Source organism: Dermacoccus barathri, from assembly GCF_015070805.1.
Taxonomy (GTDB): domain Bacteria; phylum Actinomycetota; class Actinomycetes; order Actinomycetales; family Dermatophilaceae; genus Dermacoccus; species Dermacoccus abyssi.
Genome location: NZ_JADCTK010000003.1, coordinates 45,928 through 57,818, shown reverse-complemented (window position 1 = coordinate 57,818; position 11,891 = coordinate 45,928). Strand labels below are relative to the sequence as shown.

10 protein-coding genes are annotated in these 11,891 nt (G+C 69.7%); 6 read left to right on the top strand and 4 right to left on the bottom strand.

Annotation, left to right across the window (positions count from 1 at the left end; translation table 11 throughout):
* Window positions 1–32 precede the first annotated feature (32 nt).
* Window positions 33–3,959: an AAA domain-containing protein gene (locus IM689_RS05945; protein WP_193643286.1), complete on the top strand. Its 3,927-nt coding sequence runs from the start codon at window positions 33–35 to the stop codon at window positions 3,957–3,959.
* Between the two features lie 441 nt (window positions 3,960–4,400).
* Here the strand turns inward: IM689_RS05945 and IM689_RS05940 are convergent, their stop codons facing one another.
* The 4 genes from IM689_RS05940 to IM689_RS05925 form a co-directional block, all read right to left on the bottom strand.
* Window positions 4,401–4,760: an MscL family protein gene (locus IM689_RS05940; protein WP_047312278.1), complete on the bottom strand. Its 360-nt coding sequence runs from the start codon at window positions 4,758–4,760 to the stop codon at window positions 4,401–4,403.
* A gap of 712 nt (window positions 4,761–5,472) precedes the next feature.
* Complete coding sequence (locus tag IM689_RS05935) at window positions 5,473–5,691, bottom strand: FmdB family zinc ribbon protein (protein WP_047312570.1); 219 nt, start codon at window positions 5,689–5,691, stop codon at window positions 5,473–5,475.
* A 93-nt stretch (window positions 5,692–5,784) separates the two neighbouring features.
* Window positions 5,785–7,344 (bottom strand): potassium/proton antiporter, encoded by a 1,560-nt coding sequence (locus IM689_RS05930; protein WP_193643285.1) that lies wholly within the window; start codon window positions 7,342–7,344, stop codon window positions 5,785–5,787.
* A gap of 44 nt (window positions 7,345–7,388) precedes the next feature.
* Window positions 7,389–7,976 (bottom strand): 5-formyltetrahydrofolate cyclo-ligase, encoded by a 588-nt coding sequence (locus IM689_RS05925; protein WP_193643284.1) that lies wholly within the window; start codon window positions 7,974–7,976, stop codon window positions 7,389–7,391.
* A gap of 19 nt (window positions 7,977–7,995) precedes the next feature.
* On the opposite strand from IM689_RS05925, the gene galU reads away from it, so the two are divergent.
* The 5 genes from galU to IM689_RS05900 all read left to right on the top strand — a co-directional run bounded on the left by galU (window position 7,996) and on the right by IM689_RS05900 (window position 11,809).
* Window positions 7,996–8,943, top strand: coding sequence for a UTP--glucose-1-phosphate uridylyltransferase GalU (gene galU, locus IM689_RS05920; protein WP_193643283.1), 948 nt, complete (start codon window positions 7,996–7,998; stop codon window positions 8,941–8,943).
* A gap of 102 nt (window positions 8,944–9,045) precedes the next feature.
* Entirely contained in the window at window positions 9,046–10,254 is a 1,209-nt protein-coding gene (locus IM689_RS05915; protein ID WP_193643282.1) for a molybdopterin molybdotransferase MoeA, read from the top strand.
* Between the two features lies 1 nt (window position 10,255).
* Window positions 10,256–10,723: a cyclic pyranopterin monophosphate synthase MoaC gene (gene moaC, locus IM689_RS05910; RefSeq protein WP_129665692.1), complete on the top strand. Its 468-nt coding sequence runs from the start codon at window positions 10,256–10,258 to the stop codon at window positions 10,721–10,723.
* Window positions 10,716–11,210, top strand: a complete 495-nt coding sequence (locus IM689_RS05905; RefSeq protein WP_193643281.1) for a MogA/MoaB family molybdenum cofactor biosynthesis protein — start codon at window positions 10,716–10,718, stop codon at window positions 11,208–11,210. The genes moaC and IM689_RS05905 overlap by 8 nt, the downstream gene beginning before the upstream one ends.
* Window positions 11,207–11,809 (top strand): GNAT family N-acetyltransferase, encoded by a 603-nt coding sequence (locus IM689_RS05900; protein ID WP_193643280.1) that lies wholly within the window; start codon window positions 11,207–11,209, stop codon window positions 11,807–11,809. Before IM689_RS05905 ends, IM689_RS05900 begins: the two co-directional genes overlap by 4 nt.
* The last annotated feature ends 82 nt before the right edge of the window (window positions 11,810–11,891 follow it).

Genomic DNA, 11,891 nt, shown 5'->3' with positions numbered 1-11,891 from the left:
AAACAGACCTTTCGTCTCGATAGCCTTCCGGGGTGACGAACGACGACCGCAGCGCTCCCGAGGCCAACGCGAGCGCGCTCGACACCGAGCGCGCCCAGGCCGTGCGTGACGCTGCCGCTCTTTGGCAGCGTCACCTCGTCGACCTCGGCGGACGCAACTCGCTTCTGTGGCAGCGCACCGACGACACGGTCGAGCTCGACCTCACGACGGCGCACCCGGCCGGCGTCGCGAAGTTGCTCTCCGGCCGCAACGTGCTCTTGTCCGAGATCGTGCGCGAACCCAGCGCCTACCGTGCCGCGTACGAGCGGGCCATCGCCGTGCGCGATCTCTCGCGTGAGCTGCTCGAGGAGCGCGGCATCATCAGTTGCTTCCTCGCCCTCGGGCGTGCGACCTGGCAGCTCAGCGGTGACGCCGTCCCCGCCGCCCCGATCCTCCTGCGCCAGTGCGACATCCACTTCGGTGGTCGCGACGGTGACGACCTCGTGCTCGAGGTGTCGCGCACCGTCGAACTCAACTCGGCGCTGTCGACCTATTTCGCCTCGCGCGGCATCAACATCGACCAGGACTACCTGACGTCGCTCGCGTCCGGCCCCCACGGCTTCGACCCTGCTCCGACCTACGACATGATGCGCCGGGCCGGCGCGAGCATCCCCGGCTTCCGTGTCGACGACCGTCTCGTCGTCTCGACGTTCAGCTACGCCAAGCTCTCCATGGTCCGCGACGTCTCCGACCAGTCGGCGTGGTTGCACCAACACCCCGTCATCGCTGCCATGGCGGGTGACGAGCAGGCCACCTTCGACGTCGGCGCGCAGATGCCCGAACCCGGCCTCGACGCCGACCCGCGCGATGAGTTCCTCGTCCTCGACGCCGACGCGCAGCAGCAGGCGGCGATCGACGCCGTCATGGGCGGCCAGCACCTCGTGCTCATGGGCCCGCCCGGTACGGGCAAGAGCCAGACGATCGCCAACCTCGTCGCCACGCTCACCGCACACGGCCGCAGCGCCCTCTTCGTCGCGGAGAAGCGCGCCGCGATCGATGCGGTCATCGGCCGGCTCGAGGGTCTCGGGCTGCGTGACCTCATGCTCGACGCCCACGCGGGCTCCGGCACCGCAGCCGACCTCGTCGACGCTCTCGCGCGCCGCCTCGTCACAGCGCCTGCCTCGGGGGCACCGCACGTCGGTGATGCCCTTCGTTCGAGTCACGACACCGGCCCGGGCCAGGACGCTCCTGACGAGGCCGTCATCGAGACGCTCGAGGAGCACCGCATCACCCTGCTCGAGCACGTGCGCGCGCTGCACCGCGTGCGCGACCCGTTCGGCGTCAGCGCCAACGACGCGCAAGATCGCATCGCCGAACTCAACGCCCTGCCGGTGGCGCCGCGTTCGCGCGTGCGCCTCGAAGGCGAGCCGTTGCGGCGCCTCGACGAACAGGGCCGTGACGAGGTGGGCCGCCTGCTGAGCGACCTCGCGCGCCGCAACGCCTGGCGTGACGACGGGCAGCCCGACCCCTGGTTCGGCTCGCGCGTGCGCGGACGTGACCACATGGAGCGCGCGAAGGCACTCGTCACCCGCCTCGCCGGCGAGAACGGGAACGACGGCGATCTCGCCGCTCACCGATCCCAACTCGACGAACTCTTCACGAAGGCGGGCCTCCCGCTGCCGGAATCGGCCACGCGTGCGGCCGAGGTCCTGGATCTCATGGAACAGGTGAACAAGACGCTCGACGTCTTCACCCCCGAAATCTTCGGTGTTCCGCTCGACATCGCCGTCACGGCGAGCGCCACCCGCGCCCAGCGCAAGGAAACGGGCGAGGCTCCCGGCGTCCTCGAACGACGCCGTGTACTCAAGCAGGCCCGTGCCACGCTGCGGCCGGGACGGCCCCCGGCCGATCTGCACGCCGCGCTCGAGCGGGCGTGTGTGCAGCAGACCCGCTGGAAGGAGCTCGGCGGTACCGGGCGCCCCAACGTTCCCATCGGTACGGAGGAGGCCTGCAGCGCCCACGCCCGCCTCACCGAGGAGCTCGACTGGCTCGGTGTGCGGCTCGAGGGCACGGCCGGCGCCACCGAACTGCTCACCACACACTTCGACGAGCTCGCGGAGCGAGTTGCCGATCTCGCCGCCAATGTCGATCGACTCGAGATCGTGCCGACCGTCGGAGGCGACCTCGAGCGCCTGCGCGCCCAGGGTCTCGGCGCCGTCATCGACGACTTCGCCACTCGCGGTCTCGGCCCTGACGCGGTCGGCCCCGAGTGGGAGTTCGTGTGGTGGACGAGCGTTCTCGGTCGTGTGCGCCGTCACGATCCGGCCTACGAGCAGCACCGCGGCAACGAACTGCGTGCGTCTGCGGTAAAGTTCGCCGACGCCGATCGCCAGCACCTTGCTGCAGCCCCCGAGCGTGTGCGCGCCCGCGCCTACCGGCGCATCGACGCCGTCGCGGAACACTTTCCCGAGCAGGTCGAGGCGATGGAATCGGCCCTCGTCTTCGGTCATCACGCAGGCAGCGCCGACGCGCTGCGCCACGCGTTCGCCGGCGCCCCCGACCTCATGACGGCGCTCGCTCCCTGCTGGGCCATGAGCCCCCTCGTCGTTGCGCAGACACTCCCGCCGGGGCAGTGGTTCGACGTCGTCATCTTCGACGAGGCGAGCCAGATCCCGCCGGCCGAGGCGATCTCCGCCATCAGCCGTGGTGCACAGGTCGTCGTCGCCGGAGACACCCAGCAGCTTGCGCCGACGAGCTTCTTCCAGCGCACGGCCGCGGGTGAGGACACGGCACACACGGGGGAGTCTGTGCTCGATGTGCTCTCCGCACTCCTGCCGGTGCGCCACCTGCGTTGGCACTACCGCTCGCTCGACGAGCGCCTCATCGCGTTCTCCAACGACGCGGTCTACGACGGTGAACTCGTGACGTTCCCGCGGGCACGTACCGAGAACGTCCTACGCTTGCACGTCGTCGGCGCGAACGCCGTGGCCTCCGACGACGTCCCGGTCGCCGCAGCTCAGGCAGCCTCGGTCGACGAGAACGCACCGGAGGTCGCGGCCGTCGTCGATCTCGTCTCACAGCACGCCCGTCAGCGGCCCGAGGAAAGCCTCGGCGTCATCGCGCTCGGTCTCACGCACGCACGCCGCGTCGAGCGCGCCGTGGCGGCGGCAGCCCGCACCGACGAGGCGCTCGCGGCCTACCTCGAGGCGCACGTCGACGAGCCGTTCTTCGTCAAGAACCTCGAACGCGTCCAGGGTGACGAGCGCGACGCGGTGGTCCTCACCCTGGGTATTGCCCCGACGAGTGGCAGCCTCGTGCGCCGCTTCGGGGCGCTGAACCACGTGGGTGGCGAACGACGCCTCAACGTTGCCATCTCGCGCGCCCGTCGCCGCATGGATGTCGTGAGCACGTTCGCCGGCGAGGACCTGGAACCCACGACTCTGCGCTCGCGCGGGGCGACGCTGCTCCGCGATTTCCTGCTCTACGTCGCCGAGTGCGACGAACGCCTCGAACCTCGTGCCGAGGACGTCGACGGGGTCACCGTGGTCGGCGGCAAGCGTCGCCGTGCCGCAACGTCCGGATCCGTCGCGTTGCGCCGGGTCGGGGCCGACGCGGAGATCGTGCCCGTGCCGTTCGTCGTCGAGGACTTGGCGCGGCGCCTTCGCGCCGAGGGGCTCAGGGTGCACACCGGCTACGGCCATTCGCGCATGCGCGTCGACCTCGCGATCGAGCATCCGCGCGAGCCGGGGCAGATGCTGCTCGCCGTCGAGAGCGACGGCGAGCACTACGCGGCGATGAACAGCGTGCGCGAACGCGACCGGCTCCGTCCCGACGCGCTGCAGCGTCTCGGCTGGGCGCACGACAGGGTGTGGACCGTCGACCTGTTCCGTGACCCGGCGCGCGACACCGCCCGCATCGTCGAGTTGGTTCACCGTCTCGCGGCGCAGGTCGACGTCGCAAGTGAAAGCGTGCCGCAGTGACCGACGTGTCAGGGCCCGACGGCGCTGACCGCCCGAAGGCTGCGGGAGGCGAGCGGCAGGGGAGTGGGCGGCCACCGCGTCGCGGTCCTCGTCGCGCCACGGCTGCCCAGACCGGATCGGTCGTGCCCGCCGCCTCCGCCACGCCGGAGGCGGATTGGGCCGAGTGGCTCGCTCGCCGGGAACCCGAGACCCAGACGCCGCCTTCGCCCGTGAGCGCGGACGAATCCGAGGCGAAGGGGGCAGCCGGGATGCCGCGCCTGAACGAGCGGGATCGGTGGTTCCTCGAGCAGCGTCCACCGCACTGGGACTGAGTGGCCCGGGCGTCGCGAACGAGTCGCGAAACGATCCGAGCGCGCGGTCACGAGAAAGGGCGTCGACACCGTGATGGTGTCGACGCCCTTTCGCGTCAGAGGGTCAGTGACCTCGGGATGAGCGTGAAGCTCAGACGCGACGCTGCGCGCGCAGCTCGTCGCGGATCTCGGCGAGGACGGAGATCTCCGTGTCCTCGACGTCGGCCGGCTTCTCGAAGCGGGCCTTGGCAGCCTCGTACGGCTTGACCATGAAGAAGTACACGACGAAAGCGAGGATGAGGAAAGCGACGAGAACCGTGAGGAACGCGCCCACCGGAACGTCGCCCGGCTTCCAGTTGTTGAAGTCCGGCGTGCCGCCGAGCTTGCCGATGAGGCTCATGACGACGTTGACGAAGGCCTCGACGACCTTTGCGAAGGCGCCCGCCATGATGAACGCGACGGCAAGCTCGATGAGGTTGCCGCGCATGATGAAGTCCTTGAAGCCCTTCATGGCTTCTCCTTACTACTCAGTACCAGTGAAAAGGTGCGAGGTGAGCGTACCCATCCAGGTGAGACACAAAGAAATGCGGGAATCCCCCAGCGTGTCGGAATTCATGATAAGCGGGCGGGTCAAGGACTGACCGTGAGGAACAGATCTGACCAGGACGAGTGTCCATCATTGGTATGACGCGCGACTTTCATCACGTCGGGCGGCGTGAGTGCCACGAGAACAGGTGCTCGATCGACTCGATTCGACACATCCGCGCTGCGGGACTTTGTCTCGAATGGTGGTACGACTGGCGCCGCCGAGGTGAGGCGCGTGCCGTCGGGTGCCCAGACGTCGACGCGTGAGGTGCGAGTCAGTCGGTCCGCTAGTGCGGCGTCCGCGTCGATCGTCACGAACTGTCGGCCGCGCAGCTCAGGGCGTTCGGAGTTGTCGGTTGTCGACGCGCCGGACGAGGGCGACGAGGAGGCAGGGACGTCGTGGGTTCCACCGCCGGTGGCCACGAGTGCGGCAGCGGCGAGGCAGACGCAGGCGCCGAGTTTGCGGAGTCGACGTCGCCTCGTGGCGGCGGCTCTGGTGGGCGCATTGAGGCGGTGGACGACGTCGAGATCGCGCAGGCTGGGCATATGTCGACGCTAGGCGCGTGGCAGTTGCGCGTCACGCGGGACGCCCCGTGCCCTGTGGAAGAGGCCCACCGGCCGTCAGGGTTGGGGAGAAGTCAGTCGCTGGACGAACTCGACGAACCACTGTCGGCCGAGCCGGAACGGCTGTCCGTGCGGTAGAAACCGCTGCCCTTGAACGTCACGCCGACGCCGTCGAACACCTTGCGCAGGTCGCCCGAGCACACCGGGCACGTCGTCAACGCCGGGTCGGAGAAGGACTGCCGCTCCTCGAAGCGGTGGCCACAGTTCTTGCAGGCGTAGACATAGGTGGGCATGGTCTCCTCCAACAGGGCGAACGGCGGGCGCTCGTTCTTTCGAGCGTCATCGTAGGGCAGGGGGCGGGGGTGGCCGCTCTCGCCCCGCGAAGCTCAGGAGTGACCGGTCCCGGCATGCTCGGTGTCCGGGCCGGTGTCGATACGCCAACCGGCCAGGCGGCCACCCGCGCTCACTTCACGAATGCGCTGGGCGGCGAGACCACGCACCGACTCCTTCGTCACGACGAGGAGTTGGTCGCCGGCGCGCAGGACGCTGCGCTCGTTCGGGACGTATCCCTCGTCACCGTTGACGACGAGGGTGACGTTGGCTCCGACCGGCAGGCGCAGTTCGTAGACGCGCACGCCGATGAGGCGTGAGGTCGGGCCCACCTTGACCTGGAGCATGTCGGCACCGAGGTCCGTCAGGGGCGTGTTCTCGACCTCCAGCTCGACGGTGTGGGCTTGCTCGTCGATGCCGAGGCGTTTGGCGACGAAGGGCAGGGTCGGGGCCTGCAGCAGGGTGAAGACGATGACGAGCACGAAGACGAGGTCGAAGATCCATCGCGTGTCGGACGCGCCGAGCGTCAGGGGCACGGTCGCGAGAACGACGGGTACCGCGCCGCGCAGTCCGGCCCAGGACAGGAAGACCTGCTCGCGCCACGAGAAACCGAACGGCGTCATCGACACGAGAACAGACGCCGGGCGCGCGATGAGGAGGAGGACGAATCCGACGACGATCGCCGGCACGAGCTGGTCGGCGAGGCGTGACGGCGATGCGAGCAGCCCGAGGAGAACGAACAGACCGATCTGTGCGAGCCACCCGAGGGCCTGACCGAACCCGCGCACCGCCTGACGGTGTGGGATGTTCATGTTCCCCAGAACGAGCGCGGCGAGATAAGTGGCGATGAAGCCGCTCGTGTGGACCGTCGCGGCTGCGGCGTACGCGAAGACGCCACCCGCGACGACGCCGATGGCGAACAGGCCGGACGAGCCCGGCGCGATGCGTTGCGAGAGTGAGCCCAGCACCCAGCCGACGAGCAGGCCGACGAGCGCGCCGCCAGCAAGTTCGAAGACAGCCGTTCCGGCGGGTTCGAGAATGGTGTGGTGCTCGCCGCCGGGTACGACCTCGCTGGCCAGCGCCACCACGAGGAGGACGACGGGGGCGTCGTTGAAGCCCGACTCGGCTTCGAGCACGCCGGTGAGGCGGTGCGGGAGAGGGACCTTGCGCAGCACGGAGAAGACGGCCGCGGCGTCTGTGGAGCTGACGATGGCGCCGAGCAGGAGCGAGGTCGACCACCCCAGGTCGAGCAACCAGTGGGTGAGTGCGCCGACCACGCCGACGGACACGAGGACGCCGAGCGTCGACAGGAGCAGTGCCGGGGCCACGGACGAGCGGATGCTGCGCCATTCCGTCGTCAGGCCGCCCTCGATGAGAATGAGCACGAGTGCGGCGTAGCCGAGAACCTGAGTGAGGTTGTCGTTGGAGAAGTCGATGCCGAAGCCGCCCTCGCCGAGCACGACACCGATCGCGAGGTAGATCAGCAGGGTCGGCAGCCCGGAGCGGTTGGCCAGGCGCACCGCGGCGACCGCGACGAGGAGAACGAGGGAGCCGACGAGAAGAACGAAGGGAAGGTCGTCGGTACCGAAGCCCGTGCCGGCCGCTGATGCGATCATGCGCCGCCCCCTCCTACCCGCTCACCGTTCGTCGTCGCTCGGCATTATCTCAGGGGCTCGCGCAACCACGTGAGCCCGTTCACGGTGAGCACGGCGTCGACGCGCTCGTCGTGGGCCTGCGTGGGGAAGTCGACGCCGAACTCGTCCGGAAAGACGACGGCGATCACGGGAGTGCCCTCACGGCGTCGGGGGAGCGCTCGGTCGTAGCAGCCGCCTCCTTGTCCGAGCCGTTCCCCGCGCGCGCCGATCGCAAGGGCGGGTGCCACGACGACGTCGGCGAGCGCGATGGCGTCCTTGCCAAGATCCTCACCGGTGGCGAGGTCGCGCCAGGAGAGATCGAGGTCCTCGAGGGTGATGGGGACGATGACTCGGCCGTTCTCCAGCAGGCGCGCGTTGAGCGGTTCGAGATTCGACTCGGTGTCGAGCGGCTCGAAGGTGGCGACGCACGACGCGGTGCGCAACGCCGGCTCCGCGAGACGGAGCAACCGCTGCCCGTCGGCCTCACGCTCGGACGTCTCACCCCTGTCGCGGCGGGCGCGTCGCGCCGCGCGCAACTGCCGCCGGACGGCACGTTTACCCTCCCGTGACGCCGCGTTCACCCCCGGCCCCGTGGAAGCGTCGTTGTCACCCATGACGAGTAGCCTAGGAGACATGACTGAATCGACGACGCCCGCCGTCCGACGCCGTGCGCGCAAGGCCGTCATCCCGGCCGCCGGCCTCGGTACCCGCTTCCTGCCCGCCACGAAGGCCATCCCGAAGGAGATGCTGCCGGTGGTCGACAAGCCGGCCATCCAGTACGTGGTGGAAGAAGCCGTCCGTGCGGGGGTGCCCGACATCGTGACGATCACCGGCCGTTCCAAGGCCTCCCTCGAAGATCACTTCGACCGCCACTGGGAGCTCGAGCAGGCCCTCGAGCGCAAGGGCGACGAGAAGCGCCTCAAGCGCGTGCGCAAGTCCAACGATCTGGGCGACGTGCACTTCGTCCGTCAGGGCGAGCCGAAGGGGCTTGGCCATGCCGTGCTCGTCGGCAAGAACCACGTGGGTGACGAGCCGTTCGCCGTGTTGCTCGGTGACGACCTCATCGACGAGGGCGATCATCTCCTCGAGGAGATGATCGAGGCGCAGCTCAAGCACGGCGGTTCCGTCGTGGCCCTCATGGAGGTTCCGGACGAACAGATCAACCTCTACGGCTGTGCCGAGGTGGAGCAGATCGACGGTGAGACCTCGGGCGTCGTGCGCGTCAAGGGCCTCGTGGAGAAGCCCTCGCCCGAGGAAGCACCGAGCAACCTGGCCATCATCGGCCGGTACGTGCTCGACCCGTCGATCTTCGAGGTGCTCGAGCGCACCGAGCCGGGCCGCGGCGGCGAGATCCAGCTCACCGACGCTCTGCAGGAGCGTGCGAACGCCACGGGTGAGGGCGCGGGCGTGGTCGGCGTCGTGTTCAAGGGCAACCGCTACGACACGGGTGACCGTCTCGACTACCTCAAGGCCGTCGTGCGACTCGGCGTTCGTCACCACGACTTCGGTGACGACTTCCGGTCGTGGCTGCAGGAGTGGGTCACCACGGACGAGGGCATGGGCAACGAGAAGCGCGCCTGACCCCATGCTTCGAGCCGCCCCGGCAGCGCCCCCGCGAGGGACGCTGCCGGGGCGGATCTCGTCGTGTGGCCGGTTGTCGGTGATGAGCGGCACAATGTCGGGGTGATCTCCCACGACGACCATCGCGCGCGCATCCTCGCGGCGGCGCCTGCGCCGCGGGTGGAGCGTCTCGCTGTGTCCGGCGGATCGTTGCTCGGACGCGTGCTCGCTGCGGACGTGACGAGTGCCGTCGAGCTCCCGGCGTTCACCAACTCGGCGATGGACGGCTACGCCGTGCACTCCGCCGACGTGAACGAGCCCTGTGAGCTGCCCGTCGTCGGTGACATCGCTGCCGGAGACACGCGCTCCCCGAGCTGTGAGCCCGGCTCGACCTGGCGCATCATGACGGGCGCACCCATGCCCGAGGGAGCGGACGCCGTCGTGCCGGTGGAGCTGACCGACGGTGGCGTGGAGCGTGTGCGGTTCGAGGCGGCGGCCACGCCGGGCAACCACATCCGTCATGCCGGCGAGGACGTACGGGTGGGCGACCTGCTCCTGCCGCAGGGTACGCGCGTGGCGCCGCACCACGTGGCGGTGCTCGCATCGAGCGGCGTCGCGCAGGTCGATGTCGTCGCGCGGCCGCGCGTTGTCGTCGTCTCCACCGGTGACGAACTGCGGGCGGCCGGAAGCGAACTCGCCCACGGCCAGATCCACGACTCCAACGGCCCGATGCTCGCCGCGCTCGTCGAGGCCGCGGGGGCGCAACTCGTCGAACAGGTTCACCTGCCCGACGATGCCCGGGCTGTCTCGCAACTGCTCGAGCGGGCCGTGGAGAGCGCCGACGTCGTCATCACGACAGGCGGCGTGAGCGCCGGCGCGTTCGACGTCGTCAAGGAGGCACTCATCGAGGCCGGCGACGTGACGTTCGACAAGGTTGCGATGCAGCCGGGCAAGCCGCAGGGGTTCGGGCTGCTCGGCGAGCGCCGCGTGCCCGTCTTCACCCTGCCCGGCAACCCGATGAGCACGCTGGTCTCCTTCCACGTCTTCGTCCTGCCGACGCTCGACGCCATGGGTGGGCGCCCTCCCCGCGAGTGCGAGCGCGCCGTGGTCGAGCGCGGCTGGACGTCGCCGCCCGGGCGTGCGCAGTTCGCGCGGGTCGCGGTGCGTCGTGACGATTCGGGGCGCCTCGTCATCCGCCCGAACTCACGCCAGGGCTCGCATCACCTCGGCGAACTGGCCGAGGCGAACGCGCTCGCCCTCGTACCTGCCGACGTCGACGTGGTTCAGGCGGACGACGAGCTCGACATCCAGATGCTGCTGACGAAGGAGTGACATGAGCGATCTCACGCACGTGCGGGCCGACGGCAGCGCGCACATGGTCAACGTGGCGGGCAAGGCCGTGACGCAGCGCTCTGCCTCGGCCGCCGGGCGGGTGCTCCTGCACCCCGACGCCATTGCCGCTCTGCGGGACGGCGCAGTGCCCAAGGGTGACGCCATCGCCGTCGCCCGCATCGCGGGCCTTCAGGCGGCCAAGCGCACCCCGGAGCTCATCCCGCTCGCGCACCCCATCGCAGTGCACGGCGTCGAGGTCGATCTGGACGTGGCCGACGACGGCGTCGACATCCGCGCCACCGTGGTCACCGCGGACCGCACCGGAATCGAGATGGAGGCGCTCACCTGCGTGAGCGTCGCGGCGCTTGCGCTCATCGACATGGTCAAGGCGGTCGACAAGCACGCGCGCATCACGGACGTGCGGGTCGTCGCGAAGTCGGGCGGCCGAAGCGGTGACTGGCATGAGTGACGCCCGCGCTGTCGTCGTGACGTGCTCCACGCGCGCCGCGGCTGGGCAGTACGAGGACGAGACGGGGCCGGCCATCGTGAACTGGTTCGAGGGCCGGGGATTCGAGGTCGCCTCCCAGGTCGTTCCCGACGGCGACGCGGTGGGCACCGCGATCGGCGCGGCCCTCGGCGTGGGCGCCGACGTCGTCATCACCACGGGTGGCACCGGCGTCGCGCCGAGCGACGCCACCCCGGAGCAGACGCGCCCCCACCTGTTGGCCGACCTTCCCGGTCTCGCCGAGGCGGTGCGCGCTCGCGGTGTTGCGGCGGGCATCCCGACGGCGGTGCTGTCGCGCGGTCTCGCCGGCGTTGCCGCGTCGGCCAACGCGACGGGACGGGCGCTCGTCGTTAATCTGCCCGGGTCGAAGGGCGGCGTGAAGGACGGTCTCGCCGTGCTCGACGGCGTCCTCGACCACGTTCTCGACCAGTTGCATGGCGGTGCGCATTGAGCCGACGTCCGTGGCCTGTGACGATCGGTGGCGCCTGGAGCGGTTCGCGCATCGAGTTGCGGCCCCTGCATCCTCGTCGTGACCGCGAGGAGTGGAGCGCGTTGCGCCGCGAGAGCAGCGCGTGGACGGGGCCGTGGGATTCGACGAACCCCTATCCGCAGGAGGCGTTGAGTTACCGCAAAGCCATCGCCTTCCAGGACGCCGAAGGACGCGCGGGACGACTGCTGCCGTGGGTCCTCACCGTCGACGGGCGCCTGGCGGGGCAGGTGCACGTGTTCAGCATCGTGCGCGGCGCCCAGCAAGGCGGCACCATCGGGTACTGGATTGCCGAGCGGTACGCGGGCCGGGGTATCACGCCGGCCGCGGTGGCCATGGCGATCGACCACTGCTTCGGTGTCGAGCGGCTGCACCGCATCGAGATCAACGTGCGCCCCGAGAACGTGAATTCGCTTCGGGTGGTGGAGAAACTCGGCCTCCGCGACGAGGGCGTGCGCCGTTCTTTCCTCCACATCGCGGGGGAGTGGCGTGATCACCGCACGTTCGCCGTGACGGCCGACGAGGTCGGTGCGGGCGGTCTCGTGGGGCGACTTTCGGGCTGATACCCGAAACCCGTCAGGAGCGAGGCGCGACACGCCCGGCGTGTCTCACTCGTTGTGATGTGTTCGACCCATAGCCTTTGTG

Coding starts and splice junctions, on each gene's coding strand:
- moaC (WP_129665692.1), top strand. CDS start 10,256: ATGAGCGATCTCACGCACGTGCGGGCCGACGGCAGCGCGCACATGGTC.
- IM689_RS05905 (WP_193643281.1), top strand. CDS start 10,716: ATGAGTGACGCCCGCGCTGTCGTCGTGACGTGCTCCACGCGCGCCGCG.
- IM689_RS05930 (WP_193643285.1), bottom strand. CDS start 7,344: ATGATCGCATCAGCGGCCGGCACGGGCTTCGGTACCGACGACCTTCCC.
- galU (WP_193643283.1), top strand. CDS start 7,996: ATGACTGAATCGACGACGCCCGCCGTCCGACGCCGTGCGCGCAAGGCC.
- IM689_RS05925 (WP_193643284.1), bottom strand. CDS start 7,976: ATGGGTGACAACGACGCTTCCACGGGGCCGGGGGTGAACGCGGCGTCA.
- IM689_RS05940 (WP_047312278.1), bottom strand. CDS start 4,760: ATGAAGGGCTTCAAGGACTTCATCATGCGCGGCAACCTCATCGAGCTT.
- IM689_RS05935 (WP_047312570.1), bottom strand. CDS start 5,691: ATGCCCACCTATGTCTACGCCTGCAAGAACTGTGGCCACCGCTTCGAG.